The sequence below is a fragment of the Azospirillum sp. genome, assembly GCF_050789165.1.
The window spans coordinates 32,880-49,975 of sequence record NZ_JBOZRT010000149.1; the positions used below are offsets into that span (position 1 = coordinate 32,880).

Annotated in this window: 15 protein-coding genes and 1 pseudogene; 13 read left to right on the forward strand and 3 right to left on the reverse strand. The window is 69.2% G+C overall.

All coding sequences use genetic code 11. The features are described from left to right. Positions 1-1,023: a radical SAM protein gene (locus tag ACRWK7_RS30790; RefSeq protein WP_431860974.1), complete on the reverse strand. Its 1,023-nt coding sequence runs from the start codon at positions 1,021-1,023 to the stop codon at positions 1-3. A 322-nt stretch (positions 1,024-1,345) separates the two neighbouring features. Here ACRWK7_RS30790 and wbaP point away from each other — a divergent pair, with 322 nt between their 5' ends. The 6 genes from wbaP to ACRWK7_RS30820 all read left to right on the forward strand — a co-directional run bounded on the left by wbaP (position 1,346) and on the right by ACRWK7_RS30820 (position 9,115). Next, entirely contained in the window at positions 1,346-2,770 is a 1,425-nt protein-coding gene (wbaP, locus tag ACRWK7_RS30795; protein ID WP_431860976.1) for an undecaprenyl-phosphate galactose phosphotransferase WbaP, read from the forward strand. A 238-nt stretch (positions 2,771-3,008) separates the two neighbouring features. Continuing rightward, positions 3,009-3,701, forward strand: a complete 693-nt coding sequence (locus ACRWK7_RS30800; protein WP_431860977.1) for a metallophosphoesterase family protein — start codon at positions 3,009-3,011, stop codon at positions 3,699-3,701. Then, positions 3,677-6,001 (forward strand): GumC family protein, encoded by a 2,325-nt coding sequence (locus tag ACRWK7_RS30805; protein WP_431860979.1) that lies wholly within the window; start codon positions 3,677-3,679, stop codon positions 5,999-6,001. The genes ACRWK7_RS30800 and ACRWK7_RS30805 overlap by 25 nt, the downstream gene beginning before the upstream one ends. Beyond that, positions 5,982-6,698 (forward strand): hypothetical protein, encoded by a 717-nt coding sequence (locus ACRWK7_RS30810; RefSeq protein ID WP_431860981.1) that lies wholly within the window; start codon positions 5,982-5,984, stop codon positions 6,696-6,698. The genes ACRWK7_RS30805 and ACRWK7_RS30810 overlap by 20 nt, the downstream gene beginning before the upstream one ends. Further along, entirely contained in the window at positions 6,673-7,878 is a 1,206-nt protein-coding gene (locus ACRWK7_RS30815; RefSeq protein WP_431860983.1) for a nucleotidyltransferase domain-containing protein, read from the forward strand. The genes ACRWK7_RS30810 and ACRWK7_RS30815 overlap by 26 nt, the downstream gene beginning before the upstream one ends. A gap of 139 nt (positions 7,879-8,017) precedes the next feature. Continuing rightward, complete coding sequence (locus ACRWK7_RS30820) at positions 8,018-9,115, forward strand: hypothetical protein (RefSeq protein WP_431860985.1); 1,098 nt, start codon at positions 8,018-8,020, stop codon at positions 9,113-9,115. Between the two features lie 113 nt (positions 9,116-9,228). On the opposite strand, the gene ACRWK7_RS30825 is transcribed toward ACRWK7_RS30820, so the two are convergent. Further along, positions 9,229-9,831 carry a polysaccharide biosynthesis/export family protein gene (locus tag ACRWK7_RS30825; RefSeq protein WP_431860987.1) on the reverse strand — a complete coding sequence of 201 codons (603 nt, stop codon included), beginning with the start codon at positions 9,829-9,831 and terminating at the stop codon, positions 9,229-9,231. A gap of 376 nt (positions 9,832-10,207) precedes the next feature. Between ACRWK7_RS30825 and ACRWK7_RS30830 the strand changes: the two genes are divergently transcribed. Continuing rightward, positions 10,208-11,545 carry an outer membrane beta-barrel protein gene (locus ACRWK7_RS30830; protein WP_431860989.1) on the forward strand — a complete coding sequence of 446 codons (1,338 nt, stop codon included), beginning with the start codon at positions 10,208-10,210 and terminating at the stop codon, positions 11,543-11,545. Between the two features lie 74 nt (positions 11,546-11,619). After that, positions 11,620-11,835 (forward strand): hypothetical protein, encoded by a 216-nt coding sequence (locus ACRWK7_RS30835; RefSeq protein WP_431860990.1) that lies wholly within the window; start codon positions 11,620-11,622, stop codon positions 11,833-11,835. A gap of 9 nt (positions 11,836-11,844) precedes the next feature. On the opposite strand, the gene ACRWK7_RS30840 is transcribed toward ACRWK7_RS30835, so the two are convergent. Next, on the reverse strand, positions 11,845-13,104 hold the full coding sequence (locus ACRWK7_RS30840) for a glycosyltransferase (RefSeq protein ID WP_431860992.1): 1,260 nt from the start codon (positions 13,102-13,104) through the stop codon (positions 11,845-11,847). 204 nt (positions 13,105-13,308) lie between these two features. On the opposite strand from ACRWK7_RS30840, the gene ACRWK7_RS30845 reads away from it, so the two are divergent. From ACRWK7_RS30845 to ACRWK7_RS30865, 5 genes and pseudogenes are all read left to right on the forward strand, one after another. After that, entirely contained in the window at positions 13,309-13,572 is a 264-nt protein-coding gene (locus ACRWK7_RS30845) for a hypothetical protein (protein WP_431860993.1), read from the forward strand. Further along, positions 13,536-13,622: pseudogene (locus tag ACRWK7_RS30850) on the forward strand (helix-turn-helix domain-containing protein); the annotation flags it as partial. The gene ACRWK7_RS30845 and the pseudogene ACRWK7_RS30850, both read left to right, overlap by 37 nt. A 152-nt stretch (positions 13,623-13,774) precedes the next feature. Beyond that, positions 13,775-15,055, forward strand: coding sequence for an aminodeoxychorismate synthase component I (gene pabB, locus ACRWK7_RS30855; protein ID WP_431860994.1), 1,281 nt, complete (start codon positions 13,775-13,777; stop codon positions 15,053-15,055). Next, positions 15,052-15,855, forward strand: coding sequence for an aminotransferase class IV (locus tag ACRWK7_RS30860; RefSeq protein ID WP_431860995.1), 804 nt, complete (start codon positions 15,052-15,054; stop codon positions 15,853-15,855). The genes pabB and ACRWK7_RS30860 overlap by 4 nt, the downstream gene beginning before the upstream one ends. 222 nt (positions 15,856-16,077) lie before the next feature. After that, entirely contained in the window at positions 16,078-17,094 is a 1,017-nt protein-coding gene (locus ACRWK7_RS30865; RefSeq protein WP_431860997.1) for an ABC transporter substrate-binding protein, read from the forward strand. The last annotated feature ends 2 nt before the right edge of the window (positions 17,095-17,096 follow it).

Sequence of the window (17,096 nt, forward strand, 5' to 3'; positions counted from 1 at the left end):
TCAGAGCACGTCCGAGGTGGTCAGGAACGACGCACGCTCAAGTTCCTGCGAGCCCAGCGTGGCCCAGCGCGCCAGGGAGCGGCGGAAACCGATTTGGCGCTTCAGGTCGGCATAGGAACCCGTCATCGGGTCGAACCCCTCCTGCCAGACCCGCTGCGGCCTGATGTACCGCAGCACGGCGTGCTCGTAGACTACGGCCCGGCGGTTGCGCTTTCTGTAGAGCGGATCCTCGATGTTGGCGAACAACCGCACGCCGGCCGCCGCGCACTCCCCGCGAAGCCGCGCGACCGCAGAGCCGTAGGCGTCCAGCGACCGCCGCAGATCCTTGTCCGTGTAGGCGGTCCGGCCGAGGTCGGCCATCGGCCGGATCTGGATCGTCGACGGGCCGTAGACGCCGAACACCGACAAGAGCGCCGTCATCTGGGCGAGGTTATCGTTGTTCACCGTGTAGTTCAGGCGCAGCGCCGGGCCGGCCCGTCCGGCCGCGCGGCGCGCCTCGGCCAGCATCGCCAGATTGTCGTGCAGGCGCTGCCAGCGGGCGCCCTTCATCAGCCGCTCGTAGGTCTCCGCCTCGGTGCCGTGCACCGACACGATGATCTCGTCCAGCCCGTGCGCCAGAAGCTCGTCCACGGCTGGCCGGGTGAGCAGCTGGGCGTTGGTGACCAGCGACACGAACGGTACGCCATGCTCCTTGGCAAGCCGGACGATGTCCGGATATCCCTTCCACATCGTCGGTTCCGAACCGCAACCGACGAACACCTGGAGCGCCTCTGGAAAGAACTCTGCGGCGATCCGCTCCACCTGATCGGGCGCAAAGCGCGGACCGGCATTGCCGGCGTACCAGTCCGGATCACTGTAGTAGCACATGGCGCAGCGCAGGTTGCAGGCCACCGCCGGATCCATGCGGACCACGGTGTAGCGCAGCCCCAGCAGATCGGCCGCCAGCACACCCGCGAACTTCAGGCGGTTGCTCCGCACCAGCGCGTTCAGTTTGAGCAGCGTCGCGCTGTCCGCCTTGAACATGGTGATCCAGGACCTCGAATTTCCTTCGCTCGTCCTCACAGTTGAAACACGGCGGCGCTCATTCGCGCCAGTGCAAAGCGCAGGACATGACGCCAGAGGGGTGCCGAAAGGTTGCGCCAACGGCGGACACCCCACCGCAATCCTCCGACCCAAGCGCCGCCGACCCAAATTCTGATTGCAACATGCTCCATCCTGAACACGTTGTCGGTGCCAGTTCTGGCGTTGGACATCAGGACCGTATATGGTGCACTCCGGGAATGGTTCCTCCGAACGTACGGTCATGGCAATTCCACAGCACGGTACCTTGAGCGCATTCCAGGGCATGGCCGATTACACCCACAGCCTGAAGCACGCCAGTTCCGTGCGGTGCGGGGTTCTGCTCGCCATGGACACCGCGGCCCTGGCGCTGGCCTTCGCCGGTGCCGCACTGTTCGCCATGGCGGTCAACGTCTGGGCATTCGGGCTTCCCTACCTCGACTTCATCGCCGACAACGCGTGGCCCCGGCTGGTGCAATACGGCCCGCTGGGAGCCCTGCTGTTGCTGCGTTTCCACGCGGGCGGCCATTATCGGCGGCGCCTACCCGCCTGGATCGAGCTGCGCGACGTGGTGGTCGGATGCTCGCTGACGCTGCTCGGTGACGGCTTCCTGCTGTTCGCGCTCAAGCGCGACTTCTCGCGTCTCTGGCTGGTGGCCTCGTGGTTCCTGGCGGCGGCGCTGGTGCCGGTCGCCCGTCGCGCCGGGCGCGCCCTCCTCGACTCCTGGGGGCTTTGGCGGCTGCCGGTCATGGTGGTCGGGGACGGCGAGGACGCTCGCGACGCCTGCGAGGCGCTCGCCTCGGAAACCAGCCTCGGGTACACCGTCGCCGACGTCGTCTCGCTCGAATGCATCGAGAGGCAGGTGGCCGGCCGCTCCTGGGCCGAGCTGTGCGAAACGCGGGGAGCGCGGATGGTGGTGCTGGCGCTGTCCGGCACCGAGGTCCTGCAACGTGGCGCGCTGCTCGCCGACCTCGTGCGCGAGCGCCTTCCCTTTGCCGTGATCCCGCCCCTGCGGGGCCTGCCCATTCTTGGCTTCGACCAGATGTACTTCATCGGCCGGGACGTGATGATGATGCAGGCGCGCAACAACCTGGCGCAGCCGCTGAGCCGGGCCGTGAAGCTCGCGTTCGACGTCGCCGTGGCGAGCGTTCTGCTCCTGCTGCTGACCCCGATGTTCGCGATCTTCGCGATGCTGATCGCCCGGGGCGGCGGCCCGGTACTCTACCGTCACCGCCGTGTCGGACGCGCCGGCCGGCCGTTCGGCTGCCTGAAGTTCCGCACGATGGTGCCGGACGCCGACCGCATGCTGTCCGCCCATCTCGCGGAAAACCCCGAAGCGGCGGCGGAGTGGGGGCGCACCTTCAAGCTGCGCGCCGACCCGCGCGTGACGCCGGTCGGCCGCGTCCTGCGGTCAACCAGCCTGGACGAGCTGCCTCAGTTGCTCAACGTGCTGCGCGGCGAGATGAGCCTCGTCGGTCCGCGGCCGGTCACCGCCGAGGAACTGCGCTTCTACGGCCGCGACGTCGCGTTCTACCTCGAGACGCGACCGGGCATGACCGGGCTGTGGCAGGTGCGCGGACGCAGCACCACCACCTACGACGACCGCGTCTTCTACGACATCTGGTACGTGAAGAACTGGTCGCTCTGGCACGATATCGCAATCCTGGCGAAAACCGTGCCCGTCGTACTCCGCCGCATCGGCGCGTCCTGACCGACCTCACCGCAAGCTGTGGAAAGGATTGGTTCTGCATGCCTGCGCGCGGACACCCCCTATCTCGGTATCTCAAAAAGTGCTATTGCACACCTGTTGAAATGAAGGGCGGCCAGCAACCGCCGATTGACATAGGATGGTGCGGTTGAATCGTTGGGGAGAAGGCATCCTCGGCTTCTGGCGGTCGCCTCCACCAGTCCTTCCGCCGCGCGCTCCCGAAGGCCGGCGCATCTACGCCGTGGGCGACATCCACGGCCAGCGCCGCGCCCTGGAAGAGCTTCTGGACCGGATCGGCGAGGATGCCGTGCACGCACGCGCCGCAGGCCTGACCACGGAAATCGTTTTCCTCGGCGACTACATCGATCGGGGCGACGAAAGCTGCCCGGTGCTCGAACGCCTGTGCGGAACCGTGCTGGACGGGGTGTCGTGCCGGTTCCTGATGGGCAACCACGAGGCCGTGCTGCTGGATTTCCTGAATCAGCCGGCGGCGGCGGCCGACTGGCTGGACTACGGCGGCGTCGAGACGCTGGCGAGCTATGGCGTGCGCGCCTCCCTGGGGATCCGGGAGCGTGCCCGCTGCGAAGCGGTGCGCGACCGCTTCCTGGAGAATCTTCCCGATCACCACCGCGGCTTCCTGGACTCCCTGGAGACCATGGTTGTGGCCGGCGACTACGTGTTCGTCCACGCCGGCATCCGGCCCGGCCGCCGGCTCGACCGGCAGCGGGCATCGGACCTGCTGTGGATCCGCGAACCGTTCCTTTCCGATCGGCGGCCGCACGAGAAGGTCGTGGTCCATGGGCACACGATGGTGGCCGAGCCGGAGATGCGCGGGAACCGCATCGGCATCGACACGGGAGCTTACGCCACGGGTGTGTTGACCGCGCTCGTGCTTGAGGAGGATCGGCAATGCCTGATACAGGCGCGGGCTTGACTGGCGAGCGGGCGGCGGTTGCCCTGCCAGCGCCGTCGAACGACGGCGGCGGACAGCGCCGCCTTCCGGGCCGGACACGGGAGCCGGTGGACGCCGCCGGCTTCGCCGAGGCCTTCCAGAACGACCTGCGGCAACGCCTCCGCTGGGCGTGGCGCGTGGTCTGGCGCGGCAAGCACCTGATTTTCGCCTGCCTTCTCCTGACGCTCGCTCCGACGATTCTGCTGCTCAAACAGATGCCGGCCCGCTTCACCGCGCGCACCAGCATCATGATCGAAGCGTCGGAGGTGCGCGACCCGCTGGCCGACCGCTCGTTCCGCCCGTACATGACCGACAGCGTGGTGCAGACCGAAGCACAGCTGATCACCTCGACCATGCTGGCGCGCCGCGTGGTGGAGAAGCTGCGTCTCGAGGACGATCCGGAGTTCAACCCCAAGCTGCGCGCACCGCGGCCGCTGGACGGCATCCTGCGTTCGCTCAACCCCCTGTCCTGGCTTCCGCCCGAATGGCTGGGCAGCGGCTCCCCGGAACCCGAGCTCACGTCCTCCGCGCGATCCGAGATGGAGAGGGCGCGGATCGTACGGGCCTTCAGCGCCGGCCTCGACGTTCAGGCGCAGCGCCGCTCCTTCATAATCACCATCACCTACACCTCGGAGAGCCGGGAGAAGGCGGCGCTGATCGCCAACACCGTTGCCGAGATGTACGTGCTCGACCGCCTGGAGGCCGGCTTCGACGAGGCGCGGCGCGTCTCCGGCTGGCTGGGCGAGCGGCTGGACGTCCTGCGCCGCGACGTGGTCGCCGCCGAGGGTGCCGTCGAGGAGTTCCGCGGACAGCACGGCCTGCGCCGGAAGGGAGACCGGCAGGTCACGCTGACCGACCAGCAGCTCTCCGAGCTGAATTCGCGCCTCGTGCTGGCGCGCTCCGACCTTGCGCAGAAGCAGGCGCGGCTGGACCAGGCGCGTTCGGTGCTGCGCTCGCGCGGCAGCGCCGAGGCGACGACCGACGTGCTGCAGTCCCCGCTCATCCAGCGCCTGCGCGAGCAGGAGGCGACGCTGCTGCGCGAAAGCTCGGACGCTCAGAAGATCTATGGCGAGCGTCATCCCCGCCTCGTCGGCTTGCGCGCCGAGTTGGGGGAGATCCGCAACAAGATCGCCGGGGAGATCGAGAAGATCTCGTCCTCCTTCGCCAACGACGTCGAGGTGGCCGCCGCCGGCGTGCGGTCGCTGGAGCGGCAGTTGGACAGCGTCCGCCAGCAGGCGAACGTCGCCGGCGAAGCCGAGGTGCGGCTGCGCGAGCTGGAACGCCAGGCGGAGGCGACCCGCACGCTCTACGAATCCTTCCTGAACCGCTTCAAGCGCGAAGCCGAACAGGAGCGGATGCAGCGGGCCAACGCGCGCATCGTGTCGCCCGCCGACCTGCCCACCACGAAATCCTTCCCCAAGGAGTCCACGACGCTGACGATCGTCGGCGGACTGGCCCTGCTCGCCGGGCTGGCGCTCGTCTTCCTGCTCGACCACGTGGACAACGCCATCCGCTCGGGCGACGAAGCGGAGGAACTGACGGGACTGCCGATGCTCGGCATGATCCCGCTGCAGCGCGGCCAGCAGCACAAGCCGGTGGACGAGCTTCTGAGCCGGCCGCGCTCGGCCCTCGCCGACGCGGTGCGCAGCCTGCGCACCTCGATCAGCCTCGGCGATCCGGACAGCGCTCCGGTCGTCATGGTCACCTCCTCGGTGCCGAAGGAGGGCAAGACCTTCGTCTCACTCTGCCTCGCGGTCATGTTCTCCAAGGCGGAAAAGCGCGTCCTGCTGATCGACGCCGACCTCCACCGCCCGCGCCTGCACACCGTCGTCGGCGTGGACGGCAACCGCGGCCTCGCCCAGGTGCTGAGCGGCGACGCGGCCTTCGACGACGTGGTCCAGCGCAGCGCCGCCGGCACCCTCGATTTCCTGCCCGCGGGGCGCGAGGTCAACGTCGCCGAACTGATCAAGGGCCCGGCGATGGAGAGCTTCCTGCGCGACCTGCTGGGCCATTACGACCGCATCGTCATCGACACGGCTCCGATGCTGGCGGTGTCCGACACGCGCGTCATCGCCCCGCTGGCCAACCGCATTGTCTACTTGGTGCGCTGGAACGCGACGACGCGCGACGCCGTGCGCAACGGGCTGAAGCTGCTGCGCAGCACCGGGGTCGATGCCACCGGCTTGGTGCTGTCGCAGGTCAACCAGCGCAAGCACGCCCGCTACGGCTATGGCGACTACGGCCAGTATTATGGACGCTATCGTGAATACTACGCCGACTGAGGCCGGCGATGCCCGCGTGCGCGGGCGGGGAACCGCGGCGGCCGTGGTGCTGGCGGGGCTGCTCGGTTGCGCGCTCCTGGCCCTCGGCGTGCCGCGCCTGATTGCCGGCATGATGGTGGCGGACAGCCAGGACATCGTCTGGGACCTCGCCAGGGGGCGCCCCGTGGCTCCAGCCGACCTCGAAGGCGCGATCGCCGCGCGGGCCGCCGCCACCCGCTGGGAGCCGAGCGGCGAACGCGACACCGAGCGCGGCATGCTGCTGATCCGTCGGGCGGAGGCGAGCGCGCCGGGCGCCGAACGCGACCGCCTGCTCGCCGACGCCGCGGCCGCCATCGAGGAGGGGCTTTCCCGTGGGCCGGTGCAGCCGTACGCCTGGGCGGCGCTGGCGGCGTTGCGTGAGCAGGCCGGCGACCGCCGGGGCGCGGTCGACGCGTTGCGGCTGTCGATGCTGTCGGGCGCCTTCGATCCCGATCTGATGGTGTGGCGGATCGGAATGGGGCTGCGCCTGCTGCCGTCGATGACCGTGGAGACCCAAGCCCTGCTGCGCGGACAGGTGCGCAAGGCCTGGGTGATGGCGCCCGACACGATCGCACGGCTCGGCGACGAACCCGAAGCCGGAGCCTTCGTCCGCCGGGCCCTGGACGAGTTGACCGACGCCGAGGTTGCCGATTATGTCCGGCGACATGGCCGGAAATAACGACGTGGCGACCGGCGCGCTGCCGCGTCACCGGCTGGCGCGTCTGCTGCCGGAGGGGCCGGAATCCGACCTGCTTCGCGCGGCTGCGCTGTGGCCGCATTGCCGGCCGGACGCGCCCCTTCCCTATCCGCCCGATCCCGCGGCCTTGCTTGCCCTCGCGGAACGGCACGGGATGGCGCCGCCGCTGCACGCCTTGCTGTCGGCCCGCGGCACGCACCCGGCCGGCACACCGCTGCGGGACGCGCGCCGAAGGGCCGGCGTGCGCGCCATGCGGCAGGCCGCGGCGGTCCGGCGGGTGACCGGCGCGCTGGCGGACGCCGGCATCGATGTTCTGGTTCTCAAGGGCATCGCACTGTCGCAGCTGCTTTACGGCGCACCCGACCTCCGGCCGGCCGTCGACATCGACCTGCTCGTGGCGCGGGAACGGGCGCTCGACGCACATCGGGTGCTGGAGACGCTCGGCTACCGCCTGTCGAGCGTCATGACGGTGGAGGAACTGCTCGCCTTGACCAAGGACGCCATCTACCATGGCGACGGGGGCACCATCGAGTTGCAGTGGCGGCCCATGCGCAACCGCCTCCTGCTGCCCTGGGACTTCGCGGCGCTGTGGGCGGAGCGCATCACCGTGCGGCCATTCGGCATCGAGGTGCACACATTGGCGCCGGCGCGCTACGCCGTCTTCCTCACGGTGCACGGGGTTCACCACGGCTGGGAGCGGCTGCGCTGGCTGGCCGACGTGGCGCTGCTGCTGCGGGATCCGGGCGACGTGGACGCGGCGCTGGCGCAGGCGGAGCAGGACGGCTCCGCGCCCGCCCTCCTGCACGCGCTGGCGCTCGCCCATGCCGAGTTGGACGCGCCGTTCGCCGACCGTCACCGGGAGGCATGGCTCGCCGACCGCCGCGCGGCAACCATCGACCGCGTCGTCGCCACGTGGACCCGGGCCCGCCGCTCTCCATCCCGCCTTCCGGTCTGGGTGCGCGAGCAGTTCATGCTCCGGCAGGCCGACCTCCTGCTCTGTCCGGATCTCCGCAGCCGCATCGAGGAAGTCCGGATCCTGTTCCGCAGCCCCACCGACCGCACTCTGTTTCGCCTGCCGGCCGGATTGGCCTTTCTCTATCCGTTGCTGCGGCCGGTGCTGCTGGCCGTGCGCCTGCTCAGGGGCGATCAGCAGCGGCGCTGAACACGCGGCACGCCTCTACCGGACTGAGAACTGTCGCTTGCAGTTGCGCGGCAAAGGCGTATTAATACCTGTGCAGAGGGGTTCCTGCCAGCATGGGAAGATCACGATGAAGGTTCCAGCGCGCGCTCTGGCCCTGGCCATGGTTGCCCTCACGGCCAGCCCCGCGCTTGCCCAGCAGAACCAGGGGCAGCAGAACCGGGGCGGTCAGGCGACCCAGCAGGGGGATGTCAATTCCCTGCCCCCCGCCCTGCGCGCCGCGGTTCTCAGCGGCAACGCCCAGCAGGTAACGCAGGCGCTCAACACACTGTCCGGCGGCAACCCGCAACGCGGCGCCGAGTTGGCGCAGGCCGTTGTGGCGGCCGCGGAAAAGCTCCTCACCACCAACCCGCAGGCAGCGATCCAGGCGGCGGCGGCGGCCGTGGAGACGGTGCGGGCAACGCCCGTGCAGGCCTCCGCGCCGCAGCAGACCGCCGGTGTGCTGACGACCGCCGCGCGCATCTTCGTGGCGCCGCAGGTGCAGCAGGTGGCGCCGCTCGCGGCCGCCAACGTCGCCGCGGCCGTCGTTTCCGCGTCGTCCACCATCAACAACCCGACCGTCACCGCAGCGGTGTGCGCCCAGGCGGTCTCGGTGGCTGAGAAGGTGCTGCCTCTCGCCCCGGCCATCGCGGTTCAGATCGCCGGCGCGGCGGTGCAGACCGTGCAGGCGCAGACGGTGATGACCTCAGCGCCGGCCGATACGATGAACGTGGTCACGACCGCGGCCCGCGTCGCTATCCAGCCGGAAGCGCAGCGCATCGCCCCGCAGATGGTCGCCGCCATCGCCACCTCCGTGACGCAGGTCGTCAGCAATCCCGTGGTCTACCAGTCGGCGCCGCAGGCCGCCATCACGGTCATGGCGAACGCGTACTCTGCGGCGACCTCGCAGGCCGTGGTCGCGGCCGTGCCGACGGTGACCGCCACCGTAACCCAGACGCTGAATCAGGCCGGTTCCGCGAACACCCTCAACCAGGTCAACCCGACCAACGCGGCGGCGGTGAACGCCATCCTCGCCGGCCAGCAGCCTCCGCCCCAGCGCACGGAAGGCCAAGGCCAGCAGACCGCGCAAAACCCCGGCACCACGCCGAACCAGCCGCAAAATCCCAACCAGACCCAGCAACCGCCGGGCAACCCCAACCCGCCGAACACGCCGCCGATCATCGTCCCGCCAACCTCGATCTTCACCTCCAGCCCGAGTTGATCGGGTCGAGCGAAGCCGCGGCTTCCGCGAAGACGGCCCCAGCACGAGACCGCAACAAAATGGCCGGGCGCGCAGGGCGGCCCGGCCATTGTTTCATTCGCTCCCCTTAGGGATCAGAAGCGCCGTTCCAGCACCTTCACGATGTCGCCGGGAAGCAACGGCGTGCGCTCCGTGGCCTTGTATTCCTTCTGGCCGTCGGGAACCGGCCGCACCAGCACCACTTCGCCCTGGCGGGCGCGGTAATCGTAGCCGCCCGCACGGGCAATGGCGCTGAGCACGGTCATGCCGTTCGTGTACGGGAATTCGCCGGGCTGCCGCACCTCACCCAGGACGTAATAGGGGCGGAAGGTCTGCACCTCGACCGCGACGCTCGGATTCTGCATGTAGGCGTCGCGCTTGAGGGCGTCTCCGATACGCTTGGTGAGCACCTTGGCGGTGACGCCGCTGGCCGGGATGTTGCCGATCAGCGGCAGAGCGATGTTGCCCGCCGGATCGACCGTGAAGTCGCCGGACAGGTTGTTTTCATTGAACACGATCACCCGCACGCGGTTTCCCGGCTCAAGAAGATAGCCTTCCGTCGGGTTCACGATGCTGGTCGGAGCAAGCTCTCCAGGGAAATCGCCGATTGTCGATCCGCCGCAGGCGCTGAGCGAGACGGCCCCCATCATAAGCAACACAGCGGCGCGCAGTGAAAACACATTCATTAGTTTGGCCATTACAGGACTCGACGCCTCGGGTGTTCTTGGTAGGGTTGACGCCCCGGTATTCCCCAGCGCAGGTGTGCGCAACTATTATGCATCTTCGCCCGCTCAACGCAACAGCGAATCGGATCTCCAGAAATTACGGAGACGCGCGCGCAAACGGACGAAATGCGACTTTTTGCAACATGGAGAAACGATCAAACCTCCTCAACGATGCAACTCAAGCCAAATCCACAACTTAACTGTGGCATGGCCGTCCAAAAGATGGTAAGCGCTCAGCTTGGCTTACACTTCGGAATTTCGACGGCAGATGGCTCCCTCGTATCCCGCTGCTTCCGCCGCCCACCCCGCTCCCGCTCGCAGTGACGGGCTGGCGCGTGCGCTCGGGTTCGTGCGCCCGTTGCTCGCCGCAGCCTCGGTGATCGCTCTGCTGGCGGCATGGTCGCAACCGGCGATGGCGCAGCGCGCCAACCCCCAGCAAGGCAGCGATCCGCGCCGTGCTGGTGCCGGCGCCGGTGCCGGCGCGGCGAAGTTGACGCAGGAGAAGAACCCGCAGGACAACAAGCAGGGTGAGAACGACGAGAAGCAGATCGACGATTCCTACCAGCCGAAGGGGATCGAGGTCGGCTCCTTCCTGCTGCTGCCGCAGATGGAACTCGACGAACTGTACAACACCAATATCTACGCCCGCGCCACCGACAAGAGGGCGGACTTCATCACCCGCATCGCGCCGGAGTTCCAACTGCGCTCGCGGTTCTCGAACCACATGCTGAACGTGGCGGCCCGCGTCGAGCAGTTCGTCTTCAAGACTTACAAGAACGACAACCACCTCGACGCCTCGGCCAACGTCGATGGCCGCTACGATTTCAGCCGGGAATGGGAAGGCAACGGATCGCTGGAGGCGTACCAGCGCTATGAGGACCGCGGCAGCCCGGACGACCGCGGCGGCAAGACGCCGACGCGGACCTCCGGTTTCACCGGCCGCACGGGAAGCAAGATCCAGGCTGGCCGTTACACCTTCTCGGGCGAGATCAACGGCGCCCGCCGCATGTTTGACAGGGTGGAGACGGACACCGGATCCGTCATCGACAACTCCGACCGCAACCGCTGGGAAATGGGGGCAATCGGCCGCGGCTCCTACGAGCTGTTTCCGGGCTACGCGGCCGTCGCCGAATTGCAGGCCAACCGCCGCCAGTATGACAACCAGTTCGATCGCAGCGGCTACAACCGGTCGAGCACGGGCTGGCGCGCCGAGACCGGCATCGGCGTCGACATCTCGCAGCTGATCCGCGGCGATTTCCTGGTCGGTTACCTGCGGCAGGACTACGAGGACCCGCGCTTCAAGGATCCGGCCGGCTTCGCCGTGAAGTCCGTGTTCAACTGGACTCCCAGCCGCATGACGGTCGTCGTGCTGTCGCTGGAGCGGTCGATTCAGGAGACCACCACCGTCGGCGCCTCCGGCTTGGTGCACACCGGCGGCAGCATCCTGGCGCGCCACGAGCTGCAACGGAACATCATCCTGACCGGCACGTTCAGCGCCTTCCGGGACGAATTCCACGGCACCGACCAAGTCAACTGGACCTACGATTCGCGCGCCCGCGTCATCTACGCACTGATGCCGGAATTCTACGTCGGCGGCGAGCTGGGGTATCGGCGGCGCATTTCCAACCAGACCGGATCCGGCTTCGACCAGATCGTCGGTGTTGCGCGGCTCGGCGTGCGCATGTAGGCGGCCATCGATGCAACCAAGGCGGGGGGTGCCGCGTTCCTTTTGGGAACGCCACTTCCCCGCCGAGGCCGCCGATGCGCAGACTGTTCCTCGTCCTGGCTTTTCTTCTGCCCGCCTGCACCACCGACGTCCCGCCGCCCAGCGTGGCTGAGGTCCGCTGTCTCGATCGGACCCAGACCGCAGCGGCACAGGATTTCCGCGACTACGCGCAGTCCCAGCTCGACAACGGCTACGTCACCGAGTTGAGGCAGTCGGACTTCACCAGCGTGTATGATCGCGACTGCCGGTGAGCCGGCCGCTCAGCCGGCGCACGCCTGGTCGAGGATGTCGGCGAAGCGGGCGCCGATGCGATCAATGTCGAAGGCATCCGCCGCATAGGCGATCTGGTTGGCGGCCATGCCCGCGCGCATTTCGGGCTCGTGGCGCAGTCGGCGCGCGGCGGCGACGAAGCCCGCCTCGTCGGCGGGATCGACGCACAACCCGGCGTGCTCGCGCTCGACCAACCGGCGCGCCAGATTGGCGGCCGGCACCGCTGCAACCACGGCGCGGCCGGCGCAGAAATAGCTGTAGACCTTCGACGGCACCGACAGCGCGCCGGCATAGGCCTCCAGCAGCAGCACCGAGACGTCGGCCGCGGCGAGCACGTCGGACAGCGCCTCGAACGGCTGGAAGTCCAGCAGCACGAGGTTGTCCAGCCTCTCCGCCGCCTTGACCTCCTCCAGCCAGGTCCGGCCGAGCCCCTGGCTGACCACCACGACCCGCACGCGATCGTCATCGCGGAAGGCGCGGGCGAGGTTGGCGAGGTGCGCCGGGTTGTGCTTCATCCCCACCGTGCCCGAACACAGGAAGACGAATTTGTCGGCCAGCCCGTGCGCACGAGACCAGGGGTTATCCTTGGGGCGTGGGACGATCTCTCCGTGCGGCGCCCAGTTCTCGACGACGGCGCTGCGCGGGTGGCGCACGCCGCGGGCGGCGAGGATCGGCAGGAACTCCGGCGCGATCACCACCAGCCCGGCCGACCCGCGCATGGCGCCGAACTCCGCATGCTCGACGAAGCGTTGCGCAGCCCAGCGCACCGGCGTCGGCTTGCTTCGCAGCAGCGTCGCCACGCCGACCGAGAAGATGTCCTGCACCCAGCACAGCAGAGGCACCCCAGCGCGCCTGAGATCCTTCAACAGGCGGTGCTGCACGGCCGGCGGCGTGTTGCCGGAGAGGACGACGTCGGGCCGGAAGGCCGCGACGTGCGCCGCCAGCCGCGCGCCATAGTCCATCTCCTGCCACCATCGGCGCACCAGCGCGTACTTGTTCAGCGGCCGGCCGCTGCTCACCGCTTCCGCCGAGAATCCCCGCGGATCGTCGGCGGCGCGGGCCAGACGGCCGCGCGGCGTCTCCACATCGGCTGAATACAGATGAAGCACCTCATGCCCCTGCCCGGCCAGCCAGCGGCTGAGCTGCACGGGGAAGGCATGGCCGGCGTAGTCATGGACGACGATGCGCCGGCGCGGCGTCGGCGCACCCGCAATCCGCGGACGCTTTGCGAGGACGGCGAGACCGGTCACGCGCGGCTCCGCATCATATGGGCGTGCCGCCCGGCTTCCCAGCCACCGGAACGGAGAGCCAGGATCCTCGCCATGCACACAACTCCCTCGAGCATCGTTCCCGCGACACTTCTACCACAGCTCCCCGGCCCGGCCTGTGAAAGCTATGGAACGAAGAGGCCGGGAGCAGGCGACTGTACGCGACACGGCGCTGCAGATTCAACCATGTCGGGAATGGAAACGGCGTTGAGCGCACGGGGCGTGCAGCCATGCACGCAGTCCGACCGCTCGGCCCACGACACCGTCGAGCGCCTGAAGGCGGCGATGGACCAGCGCCCGGCGCTGGCGCGCAAGCAGTTCACCCGCATGCGGGCCGATCTGGTCGCCGCGCGCGAGCGCCTGCTGCTGCGCGACCGGCGGGCGGCGGCGCAGCGCAGCGGGTGGCGCGGCCGATGGGGCGGACGGTCATCGCCGACCACCTCGGCCTGACCATCGAGACGGTGTCGCGCACCTTCACCAAGCTGCGCACCAGCGGCGTGATCCGGCTGGTCGACACCTGTTCAGTGGAGATCGTCGAGCCCGAGCGGTTGGCGGAGATCGCTGCCGGACGCCAGGACCGAGAACGGGCTTTACAGCCCCGGCCAAACCGGGCACAGCGGTGCGTCCGAGCCGCCTTTCACCCGGTGCTGCCGTGGACACCGTCGCCCTGCCCTTCCAGGATCCCGCCGCCGCCTTCCGCCGCTTCGCGGCGCGGCCCTACGCCATGCTGCTGGACAGCGCCGCCGACGCGGGCGGGCGCGGCCGCTTCTCCACCATCGCCGTCGATCCGGCGCGGGCGATCGAGGCGAGCGGCGCCGACGCCTTCGCGGCGCTGGAGCGCGAACTGGCCGCCCGCCGCGGCGGCCCCGGCTGCGCCGTGGGCTTCCTCGGCTACGAGCTGGCGCAGGGGCTGGAACGGCTGCCGGCGCGGCACGGCAACCCGCACGGCCTGCCCGACATGGTGGTCGGCCTGTACGACACCGTCGCCGTCTTCGACCACCACGAGCGCCGCGCCTGGACCGCCGGCCCCGACGCCGGGGCGCTCGCCGGCCGGCTCGCCGGGCCGCCGCCCGCCGAGCCGGTGGGCGCCACCGCCCTGTGGACGCCCGACCTCGACCGCGACGCGTACATGGCGCGGGTGCGGCGGGTGATCGACTACATCTTCGCCGGCGACATCTTCCAGGCCAACTTCACCCAGCGCTTCACCGCGCCCCGCCCCGCCGGCGTCGGCGCCTACGCGCTGTACGAGCGGCTGCGCGCGCTCAGCCCGGCGCCGTTCGCCGCGTTCCTCAACTGCGGCCCGGCCCTGCAGATCGCCAGCGCCTCGCCCGAGCGCTTCCTGCGCCTGTCGGCCGACGGCCGGGTCGAGACCCGCCCGATCAAGGGCACCCGCCCGCGCCACGCCGATCCCGCGGCCGACCGCGCCGCGGCCGACGAGCTGCTGGCCAGCGTCAAGGATCGCGCCGAGAACCTGATGATCGTCGACCTCATGCGCAACGACCTCGCGCGGGTGTCTGAGGTCGGCTCGGTCAAGGTGCCGGAATTGGCCGGGCTGGAGAGCTTCGCCACCGTCCACCACCTCGTCTCCGAGGTCACGGCGCGGCTGCGGCCGGGGCTCGGGCCGGTGGACCTGCTGCGCGCCGCCTTCCCCGGCGGCTCGATCACCGGCGCGCCGAAGGTGCGCGCCATGGAGATCATCGACGAGCTGGAGGCCTCGCGCCGCGGCGCCTATTGCGGCAGCGTGGTGCGCATCGGCTACGACGGGTCGATGGACAGCAGCATCGTCATCCGCACGCTCACCATCACGCCGGACACCGTGGTCGCCCAGGCCGGCGGCGGCATCGTCGCCGATTCCGACCCGGCGGCGGAGTGGGAGGAGATGCTGGTCAAGATCCGGCCGCTGCTGGCCGTGCTGGGAGGGCGCATCGCATGACCGAGGTCTGGCTGAACGGCGTCCTCCTCGCGGCGGAGGCGGCCCGCATCGCCCCGGACGACCGTGGCCTGCTGCTCGGCGACGGGCTGTTCGAGACGCTGCGGGTGAGCGGCGGCCGGCCGCTGCGCCTGGACCGTCACCTCGCCCGCCTGCGCGCCGGGGCGGAGATCCTCGCCCTTCCGGTGCCGCTCGACGACCCCGGGCTTGCCGCCGCCATGGACGCGCTGCTGGCGCGCCGCGGGCTGTCCGAGGCGTCGCTGCGTCTGACGCTGTCCCGCGGCCCCGGCCCGCGCGGCCTGCTGCCGCCGGCCGAACCGACGCCGACGCTGCTGATCACCGCCGCTCCCCTGCCGCCGCCCCTGCCGCCGGCCCGCGTGGTGATGGCGCAGGGCACCCGGCGCAACGAGCACTCGCCTCTGTCCCGCATCAAATCGTTGAGTTACCTCGACGGCGTGCTGGCGCGGCAGGAGGCGGCGCGGCGGGGCGCCGACGACGCGCTGCTGCTCAACACCGCCGGCCGGATCGCCGAGGCCTCGGCGGCCAACCTGTTCCTGCGGCTGGACGACGCTCTGGTGACGCCGCCGGTGAGCGAGGGCCCCTTGCCCGGCGTCCTGCGCGCCGCGGTGCTGGAGGCCTTTCCCGTGGTGGAACGGCCGGTGACGGTCGAAGATCTGCTGCTCGCTGAGGAAGCCTTCCTCACCAGCAGCCTTGGTGTCCGCCCGGTGATCGCCATCGACGGACAGCCGGTCGGCGATGGCCGGCCTGGGGTGGTGGCCACCAGGTTGGCGGCGGCTCTGTAGTAACCTCAGCCCTCCCCCAGCCCCGCTGGGGGAGGGCCTCGCGGCGCACGTCGCCCCTTCCCTTCGGACATATTCCGCAGCCCCAAATTGATTGATACACTAACAATCAGTCAATGCGCGCACAACGATAACTACAGCGTTGCGATGTTTTTTGCCGGTTATTGACATTGCGATTTGCGCAATGCCAGCCTGTTCAACACGCGACCATGGGAGGATAGCGCCATGCACCTTGTCAGGACCCGTTTCCGCAACGCCGTCGCGGCACTGGCCGCCGTGGCCGGGGTGGCGTTCTCCGGGCCGGCCGCGGCGGAAGGCACGCTGCGCATCGCCGAGCAGTTCGGCATCGGTTACCTGCCGCTGCACGTCATGCGGTACCAGCAGCTCATCGAGAAGCACGGCAAGGCCCAGGGCCTGGACATCAAGGTGGAGTGGGCGCAGCTCTCCAGCGGGGCGGCGATGAACGACGCGCTGCTGTCGGACAGCATCGACATGGCGTCGGGCGGCGTCGGGCCGCTGCTGACCATCTGGGACCGCACCAAGGGCAACGCCAACGTCAAGGCGATCGGCGCCTTGAACAGCATGCCGCTGTTCCTCACCACCAACAACCCGAACGTCAAGTCCATCAAGGACTTCACCGACAAGGACAAGATCGCGCTGCCGGCGGTGAAGGTATCGGTGCAGGCGCGCACGCTCCAGATGGCGGCCGAGCAGGCCTTCGGCGAGGGCAAGTTCGACGTGCTCGACAAGCTCACCGTATCGCTGCCGCACCCCGACGCCACCACGGCGCTGCTGTCCGGCGCGACGGAGATCACCGGCCACCTCTCCAGCCCGCCGTTCCAGTACCAGCAGCTGGAGAACCCGAAGATCCGCAAGGTGCTCAGCTCCTACGACGTGCTGGGCGGGCCGCACACCTTCAACCTGATCTGGGCCAAGGAGTCCTTCAAGGCGAAGAACCCCAAGACCTACGCCGCCTTCCTGGCCGCGCTGAAGGAGTCGATGGACCTCATCAACAAGGACCACCCGGCCGCCGCCACCGCCTATCTGGCGATCAACAAGGGCGACCTGGACAAGGGCTTCGTCGAGAAGATCCTGGCCGACCCCGACATCCAGTTCGGCGTGGCGCCCAAGAACATGGGCAAATACGCCGCGTTCATGAACAAGGTCGGCGCCATCAAGAACAAGCCGGCCTCGTGGAAGGAGTATTTCTTCGACGACGTGCACGGCGAGAGCGGGAGCTGAGC